Origin of the sequence: Rhizobium leguminosarum bv. viciae USDA 2370, from assembly GCF_002008365.1 — a bacterium.
Classification (GTDB): Bacteria; Pseudomonadota; Alphaproteobacteria; order Rhizobiales; family Rhizobiaceae; genus Rhizobium; species Rhizobium leguminosarum.
Window position 1 is genome coordinate 18,993 of the sequence record NZ_MRDL01000050.1, and the last position, 19,876, is coordinate 38,868.

The window sequence follows — 19,876 nt, forward strand, 5'->3', positions numbered from 1 at the left end:
ATCTAGCTTCCATCAGCGAGACCATGACTCAAACATGGGAAGTGTGCGCCACACTTGTCACCTTGGGGCGTCTGCATCCGCTCGCAGCCCATGGCCATCCGTCGGCGGATTTCCCCGAAGCCGACGCTTGCGCCAAACGCTTTCACCAGCAATTTTCGCTCGTGCGCGCAATGGCGATCGCAAAAGCGACAGATGAGTTTGACCACCGGGACCTTGTGATCCTTCAGTCTCGGAACCCCATCGTCCACAGGCCGCGTTCGGCGCATCCGAAAATATTCCTTCCTCGCCATCCGATTGAATCCGCTGGCGATTTTTCTGCGTTGCACTCGTGCTCAACTTCAGCGGGTCATATGCGCATTGACTCATTTACTGCTTGAGAACAAATACAGAACATATTGCTGTTACTCAAGCTGAAAACGGGTTGCCGTCAAAGGGAGATCATGAACTCAGCCGTCGCCACCAACGCCGTCCTCGACGGCCTGCGCGAGCAGATTGCGCACCTGGAAAGCGCCAGTCAGCGCAAGCGAGGCGTTTTGCCTTTCGGCGTGGCCCAGATCGACGGGCGGCTTCCGGGCGGTGGATTGGCCTATGGGGCGCTGCACGAGTGCGCTGGCGGCGGGGCCGGCACCGTCGATGGGGCCGCCGCCGCCCTGTTCGTGGCCGGGATTGCCGCCCGCACCAAAGGCAAGATCGTCTGGTGCCTGACACGTCCCGACCTGTTCTTCCCGGCCCTGGCGCAAGCGGGCCTGCATCCGAACCGGGTCGTCTTCGTCGAGTCCGACAAAGAGGAGGACGTCCTTGCCAATATGGAGGAGGGCCTCTCGTATGGCGGCCTTGGCGCGGTGGTGGGCGAGATCGTCCGCCTGCCTATGGCGGCGTCGCGGCGGCTGCAGCTTGCTGCCGAGAAGACCGGCACGATGGCGCTCGCGGTGCGACGGTGGCGACGGCAGACCGAGGCCAGCGACTTCGGACAGCCGACGGCCGCGACCACGCGCTGGAGGGTGAGCGTCATTCCAAGCGAGGAACTGCCGGCTCCAGGCATCGGGCGGGCGAGGTGGCTTTTGGAACTGATGAGGGTGAAAGCGGGTGAGTGCGCCGAGTTCGAAGTAGGAGCCTGCGATGCCAAGGGTCGTATCGATATTTTTTCCCGATCTGCCGACCGACAGGATCAGGCGGGCCGATCCCACTATTCCCGTTGAGCCGATTGCCGTCGTTTCGAAGAGCGGCTCCAAGCGCTGGGTCTCGGCCGCCGACGCCGCGGCCAGAAAGGCCGGAATCCACGTCGGCATGCCGGCCGCCAAGGCGCAGGCACTCTTCCGGAGCCTGCGGATGATCGACGCCGATCCGGCCGCCGACGCAGCGGCGCTCGAGCGCATCACCATGTGGGCGCTGAGCCAGTATTCGCCGATGGTCGCCGTCGACGCGCCGGACGGCATGGTCATGGACACGGAAGGTGCCGACCATCTGCAGGGCGGCGAGGAGCGCATGTTGACGAGCATCGCCAACCGCTTCCGCGCCAAGGGCCTGACGGCACGGGTCGCCATAGCGGACACCTGGGGCGCGGCTCATGCCTGTGCCCGTGCGATCAACCGCGAAACCGTCATCGTCCCGAGTGGCGAGACCATCCGGGCCGTCGAACGCCTTCCGATCTCATTGCTGCGGCTACCCGAGAAGATCGTCGGTGATCTGCGCATGCTCGGCTTCCGGACGATCGGCGATCTGTCGGCGACGCCGCGCGCTCCCTTGGCGCTTCGCTTCGGCCCGGAAGTCGGACGCCGCCTCGACCAGATGTTCGGTCGCGTCTCCGAACCGATAGATCCAATCCGTAGCCCAGAGCTCGTCGAGGTCGTTCGATCGTTCGCCGAGCCGATAGGTGCAGCGGAAACGATCGACAAGTATGTCGGCCGACTGATTGTTCAGCTCGTCGCCGAACTTCAACGGAAGGGTCTTGGTGTCCGCCGGACCGATCTCATCGTCGAGAAGGTCGACGGGACCAGACAGGCGATCAGAGGGGGAACCGCCAAGCCCGTGCGAGACGTTGCCTGGTTGACGAAACTGTTCCGTGACCGGACGCAGACGATCGAGCCGGGTTTCGGGATCGAAAAGCTGACCCTCGTCGCCGTGATGTCGGAACCGCTCGAAGAGAAGCAGAAGGCGTCCTCGCTTGTCGACGACGAGGATGCCGACATCACACCGCTGATCGACGTCCTCGGCAACCGAGGCCAGTGCGTCTACCGGGTCGCGCCGGTCGCCTCCGACGTGCCGGAGCGTAGCATCCAGCGTATCGCCGCGGTCGGCGAGGACGTGACGGAAGATTGGGTCCACCATTGGCGACGGCCGGTGCGGCTGTTCGCGCGTCCCGATCGGATCGAGGCGATAGCCCTGCTGCCGGATCATCCGCCGGCCAGCATCACCTGGCGCGGCAAGCGTCATCGCGTCAAGCGCGCCGACGGCCCGGAACGCGTCTTCGGCGAATGGTGGAAGCGCGACAGCGAACTGGAGGCGGTGCGCGACTATTTCGTCGTCGAAAACGAGAGCGGCGAACGATATTGGATCTTTCGCTCCGGCGACGGCATCGACCCCGAAACGGGCTCCCATAAGTGGTTCATGCATGGGATATTCGGATGAGATACGCCGAGCTCCAGGTCACGACGCATTTCAGCTTCCTTCGCGGCGCGTCCTCGGCCGACGAACTGTTCGCGACGGCGAAGGAGCTCGGCATCGAGGCGATCGGCGTCGTCGACCGCAATTCGCTGGCAGGAATCGTCCGGGCGCTCGAAGCGTCCCGCGCCACGGGCGTCCGCCTCGTCGTGGGATGCAGGCTCGATCTGACCGACGGGATGTCCATCCTCGTCTATCCGACCGACCGCGCCGCGTACTCCCGGCTGACCCGGCTGCTGACGCTTGGAAAGAGCAGGGGCGGCAAGGGCAACTGCATCTTGTCGCTCGAGGACGTCGCCCTCTATGCCGAAGGACTGCTAGCCGTCCTCGTTCCCGACCTGCCGGACGACGCCTGCGCCGTCCAGCTTCGCAAACTCGCCGGTCTGTTCGGCGATCGCGCCTACGTTGCACTTTCGCTGCGGCGTCGCCCCAACGATCAGATGCGGCTGCACGGGCTGTCGAACATGGCGACGAAGTTCAGGGTTCGCACCGTCGTCACCAACGACGTCCTCTTCCACGAGCCGGGCCGGCGGCATCTCCAGGACGTCGTCACCTGCATTCGAAACAACACCACCATCGACGACGTCGGATTCGAGCGTGAGCGCCATGCCGACCGCTACCTCAAGCCTCCGGAAGAAATGGAGAGACTGTTTCCACGCTACCCGGAAGCGCTGGCGCGGACGACGGAGATCGTCGACCGCTGCAGGTTCTCGCTGGAGGAGCTGACCTACCAATATCCCGAGGAGGCGATCCTCCCAGACAAGACCCCGCAGGAATCCCTCGAGCACTATGTCTGGGAGTGCGTGCCCAACCGCTATCCGGAAGGATTGCCGCCGGAGGTTCTCAGAATCGTCCGTCACGAACTCGATCTCATCCGGACGATGAAATACGCCCCATACTTCCTGACCGTGTTCTCGATCGTCCGCTTCGCCCGGTCGCAAGGCATCCTTTGCCAGGGGCGGGGCTCGGCCGCCAACAGCGCTGTCTGTTACATCCTCGGCATCACCAGCATCGACCCCTCGACCAACGATCTCCTGTTCGAGCGCTTCGTCTCCCAGGAGCGCGACGAGCCGCCGGACATCGACGTCGATTTCGAACATGAGAGGCGCGAGGAGGTCATCCAGTGGATCTACAAGACCTACGGGAAGGACAAGGCCGCTCTCTGTTCGACGGTGACCCGTTACAGGGCGAAGGGTGCCATCCGCGACGTCGGCAAGGCGCTCGGCTTGCCTGAGGACCTCATCAAGGCCCTGTCCTCAGGCATGTGGGCGTGGTCGGAAGAGCTGGTCAGTGATCGCAGTCTTCGTGATCAGGGCTTGAACCCGGAAGACCGCCGCCTCGCGCTGACGCTTAGGCTTGCACAGCAGCTCATGGGCACTCCTCGGCATCTCGGACAGCATCCAGGTGGCTTCGTCCTGACGCACGACCGCCTCGACGATCTCGTTCCGATCGAACCCGCCGCGATGGTCGACCGGCAAGTGATCCAGTGGGACAAGGACGATGTCGAGGCGCTCAAATTCATGAAGGTCGACGTCCTGGCGCTAGGCATGCTGACCTGCATGGCGAAGGCATTCGCGCTCATCCGAGAACACAAGGACGAGCATCTTGATCTCGCCACCATCCCTCAGGAAGACCAGGCGACATACGCGATGATCAGGAAAGCCGACACCCTCGGCACTTTCCAGATCGAGTCGAGGGCGCAGATGGCAATGTTGCCGCGCCTGAAGCCGCGGACCTTTTATGACCTCGTGATCCAGGTGGCGATCGTCCGGCCCGGTCCGATACAGGGCGATATGGTGCACCCCTATCTCCGCCGCCGGGAGGGCAAGGAGCCGGTCGTCTACCCGACGCCGGAGCTCGAAGCTGTTCTCGGCAAGACACTCGGCGTCCCTCTCTTCCAGGAGTCCGCCATGAAGGTCGCGATGGTCTGCGCCGGATTTACCGGTGGCGAGGCCGACCAGCTTCGCAAGAGCATGGCCACCTTCAAGTTCACCGGCGGCGTCTCCCGCTTCAAGGACAAGCTCGTCTCAGGCATGATCAGGAACGGCTACACGGCCGAGTTTGCCGAAAAGACCTTCAGCCAGCTCGAGGGATTCGGCAGCTATGGATTCCCGGAATCCCATGCGGCATCGTTCGCCTTGATCGCCTATGCCTCCAACTATGTGAAATGCCACTGCCCGGACGTCTTTTGCGCGGCGCTGCTGAACTCGCAGCCGATGGGATTTTACGCCGCTGCGCAAATCGTCGGCTGCGCCCGGAACCACGGCGTCGAGATTCGACCGATCTGCATCAACAATTCTCGGTGGGACTGTACGCTTGAGCGTATCGGAGATACCGACCATCACGCTGTCCGCCTGGGAATGCGCATGGTGCGCGGCTTGGCCGCTGCCGATGCCGCGCGCGTCGTGGCCGCCCGCATGAACCAACCTTTCGAAAGCGTTGACGATATGTGGCGACGGTCCGGGGTTCCGGCGGCTTCTCTGGTCGAACTCGCCGAGGCCGACGCCTTCCTGCCGTCCCTGGGACTTCAGCGGCGGGACGCCTTGTGGGCGATCAAGGCACTGCGTGACGAACCCCTCCCGCTCTTCGCCGCGGCGTCCGAACGAGAGGCGAGGGCGATCGCCGAGCAGCAGGAACCCGAGGTCACTCTCCGTCAGATGACGGAAGGGCATAACGTTGTCCAGGATTATGGTCATATCGGGCTGACGTTGCGCGAACACCCTGTCACCTTCCTTCGGAAGGACTTGAGGGAGCGCCGGATCGCCACCTGTGCGGAAGCCATGAATGCACGGGATGGCCGCTGGTTGATGACGGCTGGCCTTGTCCTTGTCCGGCAGAAACCTGGCAGCGCCAAGGGCGTCATCTTCATGACGATCGAGGACGAGACCGGGCCAGCCAACGTCGTCGTCTGGCCCAAGCTCTTCGAGCAGCGCCGTCGCGTCGTCCTCGGTGCATCGATGATAGCGATCAACGGGAGAATTCAGCGTGAAGGCGACGTCGTCCATCTCGTCGCCCAGCAGGTATTCGACCTGTCCGCCGATCTTTCCGGGCTGGCCGACCGCGACGCCGAGTTCCGGCTCCCGACGGGCAGGGGAGACGAGTTCGCGCATGGGTCGCCCGGAAGTCCGGATTCGCGGGACAGGCTGGCGGCCGCAAAGCCGAGGGACATCTTCATCCAGGACCTGCACATCGATACCTTGAAAGTGAAGAGCCGGAACTTCCACTGATCAAAGGAGGTCCTCGCTCGGCAGGCTGTCGGCACCTTGTTTCATTCGAATAGGAGCACATCTCGATGGAGTAAGCATCGTCAGGAAACAGAAATGGCCTACGAGCCGGATATGACCATCTTCTTCGACAGCGTGACAAAGGCGGTGATCGTCAGTTTCCGCGGAGTCACGGTCTATCTGCCGGGTCCCTATGCTGACCGAAAGGCGGCCGTCCTGACCGGCGAAGCGCATTGCTACCGACTTGGCTGGCGAGATTGATTGCGACTAATCTCAACGATCCACAAAAGGCAGATATTTGTATCGTGAATCGCTCGTCCTTTCGCAATGAGCGCGCATGCCGAAGCGAAATGTGCTAGGGTCTTTGGCAGGCGATCGAAAGATCGCTACCGATTTTTCGTCGCTGATTGTCAACAAGTTCAGCGGCTTATGTGCGGTTTTGTCATAAACGCACACTTCCTGGGGACCTATGGTCAAACCAACGGCCGTCCCGTAGTTTTTTCACCAACTCACAGGCGTTTGGTTTGACATCCAAGCTCCCCATGCGGAGCTGCTATGACTCACATTGACCAATCGACTGTCGAAAATACCCTGCTGAAAATGTTGAGCGCGGACCGCTTCGCACGCCTCTCAGAAGGGATGGAGCGCGTCGACCTGCCATTGCGGCACGTTCTTGTTGCCAGCGACGTCCCAACCACGCATGTCTGCTTCTTGGAAAGAGGCTTGGGATCCATGGTTGTCAGCAGCACCGACGAAGAAGTGGTGGAAATTGGCCACATCGGGCGCGAAGGCGCATCCGGCATGCACGTTGTCCTGGCGGTGGAGACCACCCCCACGCGCACCTTCATGCAAGTCGCAGGGTTGGGAATCATGGTGCCGATGGAGACGTTTCAGCGCGCGCTCGCCGATGATCCCGAGATGAGGGATTTCTTCCTTCGCTATGTTCACACAACCGTGCTGCAGCTCGCCCATTCGGCGCTGGCGAACGCCCGCTACAACATGCATGAACGGCTGGCTCGGTGGATCCTGATGTGTCACGACCGGCTTGAAGGCAACAACCTGGCAATTACCCATGAATTTTTGGCGTTGATGCTCGGCGTACGGCGTTCCGGCGTGACCAATGAACTACATGTGCTTGAGGGTGTCCACGCGATCAGATCGACCCGCGGAAACGTGCGAATAGTGGACAGGGAAAAATTGATCGAAATTGCCGGTGGCTGCTATGGAGTGCCGGAGCGCGAATATGAAAGGTTGCTGGGTCTTCCACTCCGCGCCAGGTAGATCAGCCTAGTCGCTTAACCGCTTCCGAAAAGGGCAACACGAGCAGGATATCGCCTGTTTCGTTTCTGATTTCGACGCTTCTTGACGCAATGTCATATCCAAGCAGCACGGCACTGCTCATCAATGCGCGAGCATCACGCACCGCTTCAATGCGAGCGGCATCCAAATCAGCAAGCTCGGTTCCTTCCCAGTCGTCGAGCGATCCTGCTTCAGACAAAATGTTGAATTAGAAGCGTGGCATTCGAAATCCTTCAAAGCCCAGCAGGATAAGCCGCTTATTTTGCCGTTCCGCGGCATCCAGATCAACAGCATCGGGCATACTTTCGTCATCGGTGCCGATGCCCTTACAGCCACTGTGCGCAATCGCACTGATAGTTGGCATCGAGAAATCAATGGATTAATTTCTAGCGCGAGCGCCAACTCAAGACGGATCCGGAGTGGCGCGCTTAGGAGGATGATATGATGGAGTTCAATCCTTCACTCCAGATGGAAGACGTGAACGTGCTTTCGGAGGCTGTTCGGACCTGGTACCGGCATAATCACGCCACGCCAACGGAACAATCAACACAGTTGCTTTGCAGCGCGGCGGTCGACCTCTATAATCAAGGACACAGGACGCGCGAGGAACTGGTCACGCTGCTGATCATGAAGTTTGCTAGCCCTGACTCGCTGAAGGTCAACGCGCCGTCGTCTACGTCTCATCACTAGCGATATCGGTCTTCTCTCTTGGCGTGACTCCCCGTTTTCCCGCGCAGTAGGCAACCGAATCCTACGGGCTGGGGCCAACGTCTGATTAAAGCCCGCAATGAGGTCCTAACTTCCAGTGCCCTGGACGGTGAAGGAAAGACGGTCGGAGCATCGCAGCCCGCGTTGGCTGCGACGACGCTGGCCGAAGACGTAGGTCTAGACAATGTGATTGCCGCAGCGCGCGAACTCGGCATCGATGCACCGCCGGCCATCGCCGTCTTTGACGGTCAAGACGCCCTCGATGGGCTAGTAACCGCCCATATCGCCGCGAACTGGGCCAATCCCCTGCGGCTGTGCGTAGCTTGTGTTATCCGATTCACTGGTTGCGCACCCTGATAATGTCAGGAACATGATTGCTGCTGCGGCCAGAATGTTTCTCAGAGGCACGGCGTTCTCCGATCCTGGCAGGCTGCTTAGACCACAAGGGCCACGTCGAGAACTTTCCGCCAAATCGCCTACATTGGCAAGCGCCTGATCAACTGGCGGTAAGCAGTGACACAGCCTCTTCATGCGTCTCGCTGACGGCCCTAAGGGCTTTTCGATCCCGCCAAACTTTTTCGGCCGTCCGACGTTGTTCTCCACGATCGAAGGGAGACGCAGAACGTCATCCGAAGGCACCGCATCGAAACAGCGCGAGACTCACAGGGTCGAGAAGGCCGACAAGAACTAAAAGGCGAGACCTTCGGAAGCAATGCAGGCCGGCACCCTCATTCGATCAAAACCGCTAAGGCGTATGTGACGTCGCGAACCCAAATCTAAGGTGATAGCAATGGCCTTCGATGGCTTCAAACTGCAAACGGTTCGCATTGACGCGGGTGACGTTCGGCTTCGGGTGGGGGGAAGCGGTCCCGCTCTTCTTCTCCTGCACGGGCACCCGCGGACCCACATGACCTGGGGGAAAGTAGCCGACCTTCTCGCGCCATCGTTTACCGTCGCCTGCCCGGACATCCCTGGCTTCGGCCAGTCCTACATACCTCGAGACGCACCTGACAGCCGCCACTCGTCCAAACAGGCGAAGGCAGCGGCTCTTGTGGAACTGATGCGACGAATGGGGCATGACGATTTCTTTCTCGTTGGACATGACCGTGGCAGCCTGACGGCCTTCCGAATGGCGATGAACCATCGGGACGCGGTGCGGAAACTTATCGTCATAGATGGCCTACCGGTCCTCGAACATCTTGAGCGAGCCGACTGGAAGTTCGCGCGAGACTGGTACCACTGGTTCTTCTTCGCACAGCCGGATAAGCCTGAGCGCGTGATCTCAGCCGATCCCGGCGCATGGTACGATAAACTCTCGCCAGATCTCATGGGCCAAGAGGCATACGCTGATATTCACGAGGCCATCCATCGGCCCGAAACCGTCCATGGGATGATCGAGGACTACCGCGCCGGCATTCGCATCGACCATATCCATGACAAGGCTGATCGCGACGCGGGTAGGAAGATCGGCTGTCCAATGCTTTGCCTTTGGTCGCTCCGGGATGATCTCGAGCAGATTTACGGCGATCCGGTAGCGATCTGGAAGGACTGGGCGATCGACGTAAGCGGGTTTGGCATCGATAGCGGGCATCATGTGGCGGAAGAAAACCCTGTCGCTCTGGCAAAAGCAATCGCCAATTTTCTGACGAAATAGTATCGATGATTGCCCTTTAAGTGCTGGGCGATTTTTCGTGCAGCTCGATCTCATCACCACGGAAGAGTTCCTCAGTTCGCTCTGATGCGGCCGCGTTCTGCCAGCTCGCTCAATGCCTTGTAGTCTGAGGGCATTATGAGTTGGCACCGCTCTTGACTGCATCGGTCGCCAGGATTGAGGTCCTCCCGGTTGACCTAGCTGTCCACCGTCGATCGATTGCGGTCGACTAAGCGCCTATCGACGCATGCATCTGCCCGCAGACTGCAAGGCTCTCACGCATTGCCTTCACTCGCATTTCGGCATCTTCAAATGAATAGGCCCAGATCTTGGCGGACCAAGTCGATGGCCCCATCTCGTATTCAAGTGCGAAGAGATACATTACCTGCCCGTGTTCGTCCTTTCGGACGAATTGAGCGTCAGGCCGTTCGCGGATGTCGCGGAGTTTAGTGAAACTAATTACGTTCATGTCGAACTCATCTAGCACAACGACATAATGGCTTGTCTATCGTCGAAGCGGGGTGCAAAAGCCGATGAGGAACGGCCGCCATGCGGCGGCCGTGAAGGCGCGTTGCTATATCAGGCCGCTCGCTTTCCCTTGGCATTCGCCGAGGATTCGGCAATCTGCGTGAGTTTCTTGTCGGTCGCCACTTCTTCCGCAAGCGTTGCCTGAAGAAGCGGAATGGCATCCTTGTGGCCGAGTTGCTTGGCCCATGCAATCAACGTGCCATAGCGGGCGATCTCGTAGTGCTCCACGGCCTGCGCCGAAGAGATCAGTCCGGCATCCAGGGCAACCGAGCCCTTGAACTCTTCGATAATCTCATCAGCTTCTGCAATGATGCCCTGAATAGCTTCGCAGGTCTTGCCGCGTGCCGGCTTGCCGATCATTTCAAAAACCTGTTCCAGACGTTCGATCTGGGCTTGGGTCTCGTCTCGATGCTGCAGAAAACCGGCTTTGCCCTCCTCCGACTGGGCGGCGCGGGCCATTTTCGGCAGCGCCTTCAAGATCTGTTTTTCGGCGTAGTAGATGTCCTTGAGCGTGTCGAGGAACAGATCGTTCAGCGTCTTCTCGGTTGCCATTTAGTCCTCCTATGGCGTGTTGAAAAGTGAACTCTCGCTCGGTCGAACTTTTCAGCGCGGAGATGACGCCCCGGTATCGAAGGCGTCAGCTCGGTTCGGCCAAGGACGAGACCGACTTAAAGGGCTGCAGTCGGCGACAGTTCAAACATTTGGCGCCGTTTGTTGTTCCTCATCTGCCTATTTTTCACGAGACTTGGCGGCATTGCTCACGGGGTTCGTCGGATAACGTGAATGTTATCAATGCAATGCGGCATCGCGTGGGAACGATTTTTACCGGATCGGCGTTTCGAGTCCGGATCGTGTCGCCCTCCAGCCTTAGGACGATTCACAAACTGCCTCTTCGCGTCTATGTGCATTCTGTCATCATGAGAGGAGGGCTGCTTGACGAGCGAAAACGAGACGTTTGTCCGATATCGCACAGCAACGAATAAGATGTTTGGGACTTTCCTTTTGATCTCAGGAGAGAAAAATGACGTCTCTATCTTCACCACGTCCCGCGTCGCATTGCGAAGAAACATCTTCGATCGAGTTGGAGATTGTCGAACTGACACCGGCTTTGCGCGCCTTTGCCCGAAGATTCCTGCGCAGTCAGGATGACGTCGATGATCTCGTGCAGGAAACGCTGGTGAAGGCGTTTAATTCGATCCAGCTCTACCAACCCGGCACCTCTCTCAGATCCTGGCTCTTCACCATCCTTCGAAACACGTTCTGCAGCAACTATCGTCGTCGGCAGCGCGAGCCGGTGGGAATGGATGTGACCGTGGCACAGATCGCAATCGCCCCGAGCCAGGAGTGGGCGCTTCGCGAGCGCGAGCTGCGACAGGCGCTGACGCGCCTTTCCGAGGACAGACGCCGTGCGCTAACGCTAGTGGCCGCCGGAACGAGCTATGAAGATGCCGCACGGATCTGCGGCTGCCGGATCGGCACTTTGAAAAGCCGCGTCAGCCGCGCCCGTGACACCTTGCAGTCGCTGCTTGGGAACCAACTGGTCGACTGATCGCGCTCCTGCTTCCGCGATTCGTTACGTGTTGTCGAGCATGGTCCTCACACAGCCTGTAAGCGGACGAAGAAGGAATGCCAATGTCCGTTCCATTCGAACCGATCGTGCCCCCGCCACCGGACCCGCTCGCTTTCCTGGCGAGGAGCCTTCTCCTGATCCGGAACCGGAGGAGGGCCGCCGCGCCAATCAGCCGGACATCGTCCCATTGCCCGACGTGAGGAATGCTTTGCCAAGGCCTTCGCCTCATATCAGTCCATCGCGCCAAATGGCGTTGTCATGCAGTTCAAAGGGAAATCAACTGAAGAGTGAGCCGGTTCCAAGGTCTGTCTGCGGTAAATGCCACCGGATGCCGCCTCGGGGAAGGACGTCACTTACTGGCGCTTGTCCGTCTGCATCCGCTTTGTCCTAAGCGTCTATCAAGCGTCATGCCGGCTGAGTGCCGCTACCTACGCTGCAGACGGACCATGTGCTCTGACCACGGCAGTCTGGTTGTCTCGGAACTTTCGATCGCGCCAGTCTGTTCGTACCTTTGTATGGAGGACGGTCTATGTCCAGAAAGAACAATGACCCATCAAAGGTGGCCAATCCTAAAGAGCAGCCTGTCAATCGCCCTGAGCGTAAGGAAGCGCCACCGGAGCCTGGCGATCATAAACCTCCGGCTCGAGATATAAGGGAGGCACCGGTGCCCAACCCAAACGGCGATCCTGTCGACGAACCTTAGCAACTGCCAGACCGTCGTGAACCAACTTTTGGATTGGGTTCGCTGTTGCCTGGACAAGGAAAATCCAACCGTCATCGCGATGACATCATCGATGTCTTTGATTTCTCGAGCGCCGGCCTTACTAGCTTTGCAATCAAATTATTCCTTGGCGTCGGAATAGTTCTTATATTGCAGCGTCTGAAGCGGCGCATCCAACCTCAGGATGAGCCCGGTTGGGGCGTAATCAAGAGAGACCTCCCCGAAGGCGGACAGACTGGAGCTGACGAGCCGTGTGCCGAACCCCTTCTTGCTCGGAGCTTCCACCGCCGGGCCTCCGACCTCCTGCCAAATGAAGTTCAGGCGCTTGTCGCCCACCTCGTCTCGCACGAACCATTCGATTTTGACGGTCCCTGTATCTACCGACAGCGCACCATACTTGCTGGCGTTGGTGACGAGTTCGTGCAGCACGAGGGAGAAGCAAAGGGCTGCCTGTGGACCCAATTCAACTGCAGGACCGCTCGCTTGGAAACGTCCCGACGTCTCAAGTCCGAGATTAATCGCGGTCGCCTCGACAATCGTTGCCATGGTCGTACCCAACCAATCCTGCTGCAGCAAAATGTCGTGCGCCTTTGAATAAGCATTGATGCGTGCCGTGATCGAATTCTCGGCATCCTCCATAGAGCTAGCGTTTCGGAAGGATTGGCTGGTGATCGCCTGAACGACGGCCAGCGTGTTTTTCATGCGGTGCGAGAGTTCGTGCATCAGGACGCGCTGTCGCTCCTCGTTTTCTCTCTGCTCGGTGCGATCTCTCAGAATCTTCACGAAACCCTCGACTTCGCCGTCGTCCGACGTCAACGCCATCATCTGACCCGACGCCCAGAACAAAGAGCCGTCCTTGCGAACGTGCCAGCGCTCATCATTGCCATGACCTTCGGTTAAAGCGGCAGCCATTTCCGACTGGAGAATTCCGGCCAGCCTGTCTTCCTCGGTGAAAATCATGGCCGCGGGCTTGCCGATAATCTCAGCCTCGTCCCATCCGAGAATCCGGCGCGCACCCTCATTCCACGTGGTCACCAAGCCATCCAGATCCATAGAGATGATCGCATACTCGATCGCGCTCTGCAGGATCGCTTCGAGAAAGCGCTCTCGGGAGCGGCTGGAACTGGAGAAGAGTTTCATGATCATATGGTGCGCCTGATCCTTCGGAGCTGCAAGGGTGATCGACCACATCCAGATTCTATAGCGGGGGCCATCGTGTTGGCCAAGATCGTGGGTGTGTGGCACTTCGTCCGGCAGGTGTCGGATGAGTGAATCGAGTACGTCACGCAAGCGATCTTCTCGGAAACAAAGATACACAAGCTACGTTATCAGCCGACGACTTTGTGAGCGTGGAAGCATGACAGCCCATACCAAAGAAAAACTCCACGGGGATTTGCCCTCCGCATCTTCAAAAGCAGCTTCTGCCGATCGGAAAGAGTTGGCAGCGATCGCATTTGAACGCACCAGGATGCCGATGGTCGTCACCGACGGCCGCAAACCCGATCTTCCGATCGTGCTCGCGAACAAGGCATTCCTCGAGCTGACAGGTTACACGGCCCAAGAAGTGCTAGGCCGCAACTGTCGTTTCCTGCAGGGCCCCGCGACGTCTCCAATCGCCGTCGCAGAAATTCGTGCCGCTATCGCCGGCGAGCGTGAGGTCAGCGTCGAGATCCTCAATTACAAGAAGAGTGGGGAGCAGTTCTGGAATCGCTTGCATCTCAGTCCCGTCCATGGGGATGACGGAAGGATCCTGTATTTCTTCGGGTCTCAAATCGACATGACGGAATACCGGCGGATCGAGGCACTGGAGGCCTCCGAACATCGCCTGCTGATGGAGGTCGACCATCGATCCAAGAATGTCTTGGCGATCGTCGACAGCATCGTCCGCCTGAGCAACGCCGAAGACCCCGCGCTTTACGCCGCCGCCATTCAACACCGCGTGCACGCGCTCGCCCGTGCCCATACCTTGCTTGCTGCACGGGGATGGACAAACATTTCTGTTGAGGAACTCATTCGCCAACAGGTGACGCCGTTCGCGTCCACCCGCGCCTTTTTTAGCGGGCCGGATGTCAAAATGCCTGCGCCGGTCGTTCAGCCTCTTGCGCTCGTACTCCATGAGCTCGCGGTCAACGCAGCCCATCACGGTGCCCTTGCCAATGCACAAGGCAGGCTTTCGATCAGTTGGAAGCCCGGACCATCAGGGGCCGGCTTTTACATCCGTTGGCAGGAGGTGGGCGCCCCCACTCCACCCAAATTGGCCAAACGAGGTTTTGGTACGGTGATTGTCGGCGCAATGGTTGAAAAGCAGCTTAAAGGACGCCTTCAGAAAATCTGGTCGGACGAAGGGCTGCTTATCGACATTGAGATCCCATCGGCAGGCTCGACCTCCGCATAACGACACCTCGGCGCAAGAGAAGTGAGGAAGGGACCCGCCCTCGAAATTAGAGACGGCCCCCGGTGACTCGGAAATGGGATTGATTGTGATGGCCCTTGAACAGCCGGGGACCTGCCCCAATATGATTTTCATAAGGACCATTGGTGGCATGAAAGGAGGAAAAGATGCCGCTGAACGATGTTCCGTGGACCCGGCCGGTGAGAATCCGGCTGCAGTGCGGTTTGGAGCGCACCTTCACAGGAGCCTACGACGCCTTGGATTTTCTCGAGAACGAATGGCCGCTGCGTCATGGAGAGCGCCATGAACGCGCGGTGAAGACGTGCCGTGGCGCTCTCAACGGGGCTGTTCCCAGCATCGTCGCGCGCGAGGCCTTCGTGGCGGCCTGCCTCGAAGCCGGCATGCCGTCCATCCTTGCCCCGTGGAAGAGAAAGCCGACCACGCATCCGGCTCGGCCAGCACGTCTCGTTGCCAGTTAAAGCAGAAACGATGATCTCGCCTCGGGTGGGGCGAGGTCTGGTATAAGCGCACTTTTCCTCGTAAATGGCTGGGCGAACGCCGTGATGGGACTTCCGGCTGTCAGCCGGCATTTCGCTGTCGGACGGGAGGGCGTCAAGCGTATGCAATCACCGAAGCAGCGGTTCGTATCCTTCGCGTCCTCCATGGCGCGCACAAATGGCCAGACACTTTGCCAACGCACGGAATCACCCACGAGGGCCGGCGCCGCACGACCGCATAAGTGGGAACGTAATTCCTGATGAGGGGTTACTGCGAAGCAGTATCTCGGAAGAGGGAAACACGATGCGTCCTTTACGCGACAACGGACTGTCGATCACTCTCGCAACGGCATCGCTGTTGACGATCGGTGGCATGCTGGTAACGGGTTATTTTGTCTACGATTACCAACTCGCCGAGCATGGTGCTGCGCAGATTGGACTGGCAGCCTACGCTGCGTCCGGGCATTTCCTTTCATCGCTTTTTGAGAACTGGGAAAGCGAATTTTTGCAGATGTCGGCCTACGTGATGCTGACCGCTTTTCTCTTCCAGCGAGGATCGGCTGAATCCAAGGATCCGGACGAGCCTGCCGAGCAGGATGAGGACCCCGCCTTAAGGCAGAATGACCCAGAGGTGCCGTGGCCGGTCCGCGTTGGCGGCTTCACAAGATTTCTCTATTCCTACTCGTTGGGGATCGCACTTGGCATGCTGTTTCTTGTAACCTTTTTGCTGCATCTTCGCTACAGCGCGAAGGCCGAGAGCGCCGAGGCGCTGATACACGGTCAGCCTCCAATCACCATGGTCGACCATCTTGCGAGTGCGCAGTTCTGGTTCGAATCCCTGCAGAACTGGCAATCTGAATTCCTGTCGACCGCGGTCGTGGTCGTTCTGTCGATCTTCCTGCGCTTTAAGGGGTCGCCGGAGTCAAAGCCTGTCGCTTCCTCGCATCGCGAGACGGGGGCCTGAACACTTCGAGATCTGTATGGACGGGGGGCATGTTTTTCGAAAGCTTCAAACTTGAGACCCTGCAGATAGCGTCCGGCGAGACGCGTGTGCCCGCGCTTCGCCTGGCCGGCCATCGCACCCAAGTTCGTGATGACGAAAAATTCGACCGGGCCGCTTTTGGTCATCCGCTGATAACGTTCTGGCATCTTGAAAGCCGTTACCTTCGAGATAGTTATGCGTGACGGGAGGAGCGCATGGAAACTTCATTCAGTGACCCATTGCCACGCGAAGCGCACCCGACACCCCGCGCGGCTGGAAAGCATGGTTCGGTCCTGAAGCAGCTCGGTCCCGGACTGATTACCGGAGCCGCCGACGACGATCCAAGCGGTATCGCGACCTACTCGCAGGCCGGAGCTCAGTTCGGCTTCAATATGCTCTGGACGATGCTGCTGACCTATCCATTGATGTCGGCGATCCAGCTCATCAGCGCCCGCATCGGCCGTGTCACGGGATGCGGCCTCGCCACCAACATCGGGGCGATATGGCCCAAGCCAGTTGTCGTCGGACTGGTACTGCTTCTATTCGTGGCGAACACGATTAACATCGGTGCCAACCTTGCTGCAATGGGAGCTTCCGCGGAACTCGCCACTGGAATACCGAGTCTTCCGGTAACCATGGTTTTCGCTGTTCTGTCCCTCACGATGCAGATGTTCATTCGCTACGAAAGCTACGCACGATATCTCAAATGGCTGACGCTCGTGTTGTTGAGCTATGCCGCCGTTCTGTTCGTTGTCGAGATCGATTGGGTCGCGGCTCTGAAGGGCTTCATATGGCCGTCCTTTCCCCTGTCAGGGGACAGTTTTACGGTCATCGTGGCGATCCTCGGAACCACGATCAGCCCCTACCTTTTTTTCTGGCAATCGAGCCAAGAGGTCGAGGAGATTGATGGCAACGACAGCGCAGAGCCGCTCAAGAGCGACCCGAGACAGGCTCCGAAGGAACTCAAGCGAATCCGTCTCGACACCTTTGCCGGAATGGCGGTTTCCAACATCGTCGCGATCGCCATCATCATGAGCACCGCAGCCACACTCCATGCTCATGGCAAGACCGAGATTGCGTCGGCTGCCGATGTCGCCGAGGCCCTCAAACCTCTCGCGGGCGAGTTCGCATTCGTGCTGTTCAGCCTCGGCATCATCGGGACCGGCATGCTGTCCATTCCGGTGCTTGCGGGATCCGCAGCCTATGCCTTTGGCGAGAGCCAGGACTGGAAATGTGGCCTGGAGCACAAGCCGTGGGAGGCCTACGGGTTCTATGGAGTGATCGCGGCTGCCACCCTGCTGGGACTTGGCCTCGAGTTTATGCCTATCGATCCCATAAAAATGCTGTTTTGGAGTGCTGTTATCAACGGTTTCGTCGCGGTGCCGATCATGGTGGCAATGATGATGGTGGTCAGCCGTCACGAACGAATGAAACAATTCACAGCCTCCAAGACCGTTTTATTCTTCGGCTGGGCCGCCACCGTAGTCATGGCGATGGCGGCGATTGCAATGATCGTTCTCAAAACATGACGTCCGCTGGAACCTCCCTCGGGCTGGCGGATTTTTACCAATGCCAATTCAAGTGTTCACCCCGCGCAATGGTCCCAACCTAATGCAGCACTGAAAGCTTCGCCTGCCTCTCCAGAAGACCTTCGACGGTACCAATAAGCCTCGCGGCCCGCCGCAAGATGACCGCGCCGGTTGCGCTCACCGCGATGTCGTTGGACATCCTTTCCATACAGCCTGCCACCTCCATCATTGCCGTGCCGAGCTCGCTGTGGCCGATGCGGTCCGCCAGCCGTGCAAGGCGGCGGATGTTCTCCACATAGCGGGAAATCACCAAGAGCCGCTGTGGCACGGGATCATAGGTAGTGGTGACAATCCGAGGTCGGGTTTGCCTGACTTTCATGTTCGGCCTCCCGCTTATCCAAGCAAAACCTCATGGCGCGCGGGCCGCGTCTGCGAGCCCTTGTCTCGCCACTCGTCGAGCTTCTTGAGCGCGTCAAGAATGTCTCTGTATCGAACCGGACGGGGAAGGCCCGGCGGATGGCGTAGTTCCGGCAACGATTCGACCGCGTGAAGGTCAGAAGCCCACGAAGCGAGAATTGCTCGTTTCTCGTCACTCGAAAGCCGCGCTGAGACGACCTCCTCCGGGCGGTCGAAGTGTCGGTGCGGGTGAAGAATGTGCGACGCGGATATCGCGTCGACCGCCTCGTGGGGGGTAGTGTGTTCAGAGCCTTTCGTTTTCATCTTGCATCTCCTAAAAACTTCCAGCTAACGGAGCGAAAATCTCCAGGTGAAAAGGAGATTGTTTCAACGAAACCAGCATTCAAGAGGTTCGAAGCGCGCCGCTCAAATTTTTTTTGAAGCGCCTCTTGAATCAAAAAACGCTCGAGACCAGATCATTTTCCGTCGGTCGCCCGATGGGGCCGACAGCAACCAGGAGACGCCGGATTCCGCGTCTCCATTCCAACTCGCTTTACGAAGGATTTGGTTATGAGAAACGACTTCGATTTCGCACCGCTCTATCGGTCCAGCATCGGCTTCGACCGTGTCTTTAACCTCTTGAACAACACGCAGCAGCGCCTGCAGGCCATCGACACCTGGCCGCCCTACGACATCGTCAAGACGGACGAGAACGGCTATCGCATTAAGATGGCGCTCGCCGGCTTCGCCGACGCCGATCTCGAGATCACGCAAGAGCGCAACGTGCTCGTGGTGAAGGGTCAGAAGGCCGACGAGAAGGATGGTGAATACTTACATCGCGGTATCGCCGGCCGCGCCTTCGAGCGCCGCTTCGAACTCGCCGACCACGTCAAGGTGGAGAACGCTTCTTTGACGAACGGCCTTCTCAGCATCGAGCTTAAGCGGGAGATCCCAGAAGCGATGAAGCCCCGCAAGATCGCGATCGGCAGCAGGGCCGGAACACTGGCCCCTCTGCAGATCGAAGGCGAAAAGCAGGAAGCCGCCTGATTTGAAGGAGGAGCGGGAGCGCTGTCTTGGGCGGCGCTCCCGTCCGTGTGAAATAGAGAAGATTTCCCAAAAAGCGTGATACCGGTAACGCCTGAGCGCCGTACACCGAGCATGAGTGAGAGGAATTCGTGGGTGAGGGGCAGATCATTGTCCCGCAGCCGGTCTTGGCACATCAAGCCCTGTATTTTGTGGCGTTTGTGATGAGCTGTGCAACATGAGAGAGAACGCTACCGTCGACGTTGAAACATACCCGCAGGCCTTCCATGGAGCCGAGGAACTATATCTTATCGGTGGCGTTTACCGGGACACTAAAAATCCTGGGAGGATAACAACATGAAAACACTGGTCATCTCTGCAGCAGCGCTGTTTCTGTCCCTCGGAGGCGCGGCGGTCGCGCAGACGACGACGGTCGTCGTTCCTGGCGAGGTCAGGACCTATGTCGAAAAACAGGAAACGCCATCCGTCACCTTTGAAGGTGACGTCGCAGTCGGCACGGCTTTTCCTGACACGGTCGAGATCCACAAGATTCCCGATCAACCTGATTACGGTTATGTAGTCGTCAACAAAAGACGTGTGCTCGTCAATCCGAAGACCCGCACAGTGATTGAGGTCATCAAATAACTTCAAAGTATCGCGGGCTTGCTTCCTGCCCGCGATGCCTCTCCTCCGTC

At 58.9% G+C, this 19,876-nt stretch carries 21 protein-coding genes and 1 pseudogene; 15 read left to right on the forward strand and 7 right to left on the reverse strand.

Annotated features, from left to right (window positions below; translation table 11 throughout):
- Positions 1–2 precede the first annotated feature (2 nt).
- Positions 3–266, reverse strand: a complete 264-nt coding sequence (locus BS629_RS40015; RefSeq protein ID WP_077988554.1) for a hypothetical protein — start codon at positions 264–266, stop codon at positions 3–5.
- Positions 267–440: 174 nt separating this feature from the next.
- Between BS629_RS40015 and BS629_RS26365 the strand changes: the two genes are divergently transcribed.
- From BS629_RS26365 to BS629_RS26380, 5 genes are all read left to right on the forward strand, one after another.
- Positions 441–1,199 carry an ImuA family protein gene (locus tag BS629_RS26365; RefSeq protein WP_077988555.1) on the forward strand — a complete coding sequence of 253 codons (759 nt, stop codon included), beginning with the start codon at positions 441–443 and terminating at the stop codon, positions 1,197–1,199.
- Positions 1,120–2,628 carry a Y-family DNA polymerase gene (locus BS629_RS26370; protein WP_077988556.1) on the forward strand — a complete coding sequence of 503 codons (1,509 nt, stop codon included), beginning with the start codon at positions 1,120–1,122 and terminating at the stop codon, positions 2,626–2,628. The genes BS629_RS26365 and BS629_RS26370 overlap by 80 nt, the downstream gene beginning before the upstream one ends.
- Complete coding sequence (locus BS629_RS26375) at positions 2,625–5,888, forward strand: error-prone DNA polymerase (RefSeq protein WP_077988557.1); 3,264 nt, start codon at positions 2,625–2,627, stop codon at positions 5,886–5,888. Before BS629_RS26370 ends, BS629_RS26375 begins: the two co-directional genes overlap by 4 nt.
- A gap of 93 nt (positions 5,889–5,981) precedes the next feature.
- Entirely contained in the window at positions 5,982–6,146 is a 165-nt protein-coding gene (locus BS629_RS39355; protein ID WP_165504988.1) for a hypothetical protein, read from the forward strand.
- A 294-nt stretch (positions 6,147–6,440) separates the two neighbouring features.
- Positions 6,441–7,166, forward strand: coding sequence for a Crp/Fnr family transcriptional regulator (locus BS629_RS26380; protein ID WP_077988558.1), 726 nt, complete (start codon positions 6,441–6,443; stop codon positions 7,164–7,166).
- A 1-nt stretch (position 7,167) separates the two neighbouring features.
- Here the strand turns inward: BS629_RS26380 and BS629_RS26385 are convergent, their stop codons facing one another.
- Positions 7,168–7,386: a DUF6894 family protein gene (locus tag BS629_RS26385; RefSeq protein WP_376775208.1), complete on the reverse strand. Its 219-nt coding sequence runs from the start codon at positions 7,384–7,386 to the stop codon at positions 7,168–7,170.
- Positions 7,387–7,625: 239 nt separating this feature from the next.
- On the opposite strand from BS629_RS26385, the gene BS629_RS26390 reads away from it, so the two are divergent.
- Together BS629_RS26390 and BS629_RS26395 are read left to right on the forward strand one after the other, a co-directional pair.
- Positions 7,626–7,874, forward strand: coding sequence for a hypothetical protein (locus BS629_RS26390; protein WP_077988559.1), 249 nt, complete (start codon positions 7,626–7,628; stop codon positions 7,872–7,874).
- An 808-nt stretch (positions 7,875–8,682) separates the two neighbouring features.
- Positions 8,683–9,546, forward strand: a complete 864-nt coding sequence (locus BS629_RS26395; protein ID WP_077988560.1) for an alpha/beta fold hydrolase — start codon at positions 8,683–8,685, stop codon at positions 9,544–9,546.
- 576 nt (positions 9,547–10,122) lie between these two features.
- On the opposite strand, the gene BS629_RS26405 is transcribed toward BS629_RS26395, so the two are convergent.
- Complete coding sequence (locus BS629_RS26405; RefSeq protein ID WP_077988562.1) at positions 10,123–10,623, reverse strand: YciE/YciF ferroxidase family protein; 501 nt, start codon at positions 10,621–10,623, stop codon at positions 10,123–10,125.
- Positions 10,624–11,092: 469 nt separating this feature from the next.
- Between BS629_RS26405 and BS629_RS26410 the strand changes: the two genes are divergently transcribed.
- Positions 11,093–11,620, forward strand: a complete 528-nt coding sequence (locus BS629_RS26410; protein ID WP_077988563.1) for a sigma-70 family RNA polymerase sigma factor — start codon at positions 11,093–11,095, stop codon at positions 11,618–11,620.
- 862 nt (positions 11,621–12,482) lie between these two features.
- Here the strand turns inward: BS629_RS26410 and BS629_RS26420 are convergent.
- On the reverse strand, positions 12,483–13,508 hold the full coding sequence (locus tag BS629_RS26420; RefSeq protein WP_077988565.1) for a sensor histidine kinase: 1,026 nt from the start codon (positions 13,506–13,508) through the stop codon (positions 12,483–12,485).
- 211 nt (positions 13,509–13,719) lie between these two features.
- On the opposite strand from BS629_RS26420, the gene lov reads away from it, so the two are divergent.
- From lov to BS629_RS26445, 5 genes are all read left to right on the forward strand, one after another.
- Positions 13,720–14,757: a blue-light-activated histidine kinase gene (lov, locus tag BS629_RS26425; protein ID WP_077988566.1), complete on the forward strand. Its 1,038-nt coding sequence runs from the start codon at positions 13,720–13,722 to the stop codon at positions 14,755–14,757.
- A 164-nt stretch (positions 14,758–14,921) separates the two neighbouring features.
- Positions 14,922–15,233, forward strand: a complete 312-nt coding sequence (locus tag BS629_RS26430; RefSeq protein WP_077988567.1) for a DUF982 domain-containing protein — start codon at positions 14,922–14,924, stop codon at positions 15,231–15,233.
- Positions 15,234–15,555: 322 nt separating this feature from the next.
- Positions 15,556–16,215, forward strand: a complete 660-nt coding sequence (locus tag BS629_RS26435) for a DUF6766 family protein (RefSeq protein WP_077988568.1) — start codon at positions 15,556–15,558, stop codon at positions 16,213–16,215.
- A gap of 29 nt (positions 16,216–16,244) precedes the next feature.
- Complete coding sequence (locus BS629_RS26440; protein ID WP_077988569.1) at positions 16,245–16,436, forward strand: hypothetical protein; 192 nt, start codon at positions 16,245–16,247, stop codon at positions 16,434–16,436.
- 12 nt (positions 16,437–16,448) lie between these two features.
- Positions 16,449–17,762, forward strand: coding sequence for an Nramp family divalent metal transporter (locus BS629_RS26445; protein ID WP_077988570.1), 1,314 nt, complete (start codon positions 16,449–16,451; stop codon positions 17,760–17,762).
- A 79-nt stretch (positions 17,763–17,841) separates the two neighbouring features.
- On the opposite strand, the gene BS629_RS26450 is transcribed toward BS629_RS26445, so the two are convergent.
- Both BS629_RS26450 and BS629_RS26455 read right to left on the reverse strand, forming a co-directional pair.
- Complete coding sequence (locus BS629_RS26450) at positions 17,842–18,141, reverse strand: hypothetical protein (RefSeq protein WP_077988571.1); 300 nt, start codon at positions 18,139–18,141, stop codon at positions 17,842–17,844.
- Positions 18,142–18,155: 14 nt separating this feature from the next.
- Positions 18,156–18,482 (reverse strand): hypothetical protein, encoded by a 327-nt coding sequence (locus BS629_RS26455; protein WP_077988572.1) that lies wholly within the window; start codon positions 18,480–18,482, stop codon positions 18,156–18,158.
- A 246-nt stretch (positions 18,483–18,728) separates the two neighbouring features.
- On the opposite strand from BS629_RS26455, the gene BS629_RS26460 reads away from it, so the two are divergent.
- Positions 18,729–19,205, forward strand: coding sequence for an Hsp20 family protein (locus BS629_RS26460; RefSeq protein WP_077988573.1), 477 nt, complete (start codon positions 18,729–18,731; stop codon positions 19,203–19,205).
- 83 nt (positions 19,206–19,288) lie between these two features.
- Here the strand turns inward: BS629_RS26460 and BS629_RS40020 are convergent.
- Positions 19,289–19,381, reverse strand: a pseudogene (locus tag BS629_RS40020) (Crp/Fnr family transcriptional regulator); the annotation flags it as partial.
- A 157-nt stretch (positions 19,382–19,538) separates the two neighbouring features.
- Between BS629_RS40020 and BS629_RS26465 the strand changes: the two are divergent.
- The gene (locus tag BS629_RS26465) at positions 19,539–19,826 is read left to right on the forward strand and encodes a DUF1236 domain-containing protein (protein ID WP_077988574.1); all 288 of its coding nucleotides are present in this window, start codon (positions 19,539–19,541) and stop codon (positions 19,824–19,826) included.
- The last annotated feature ends 50 nt before the right edge of the window (positions 19,827–19,876 follow it).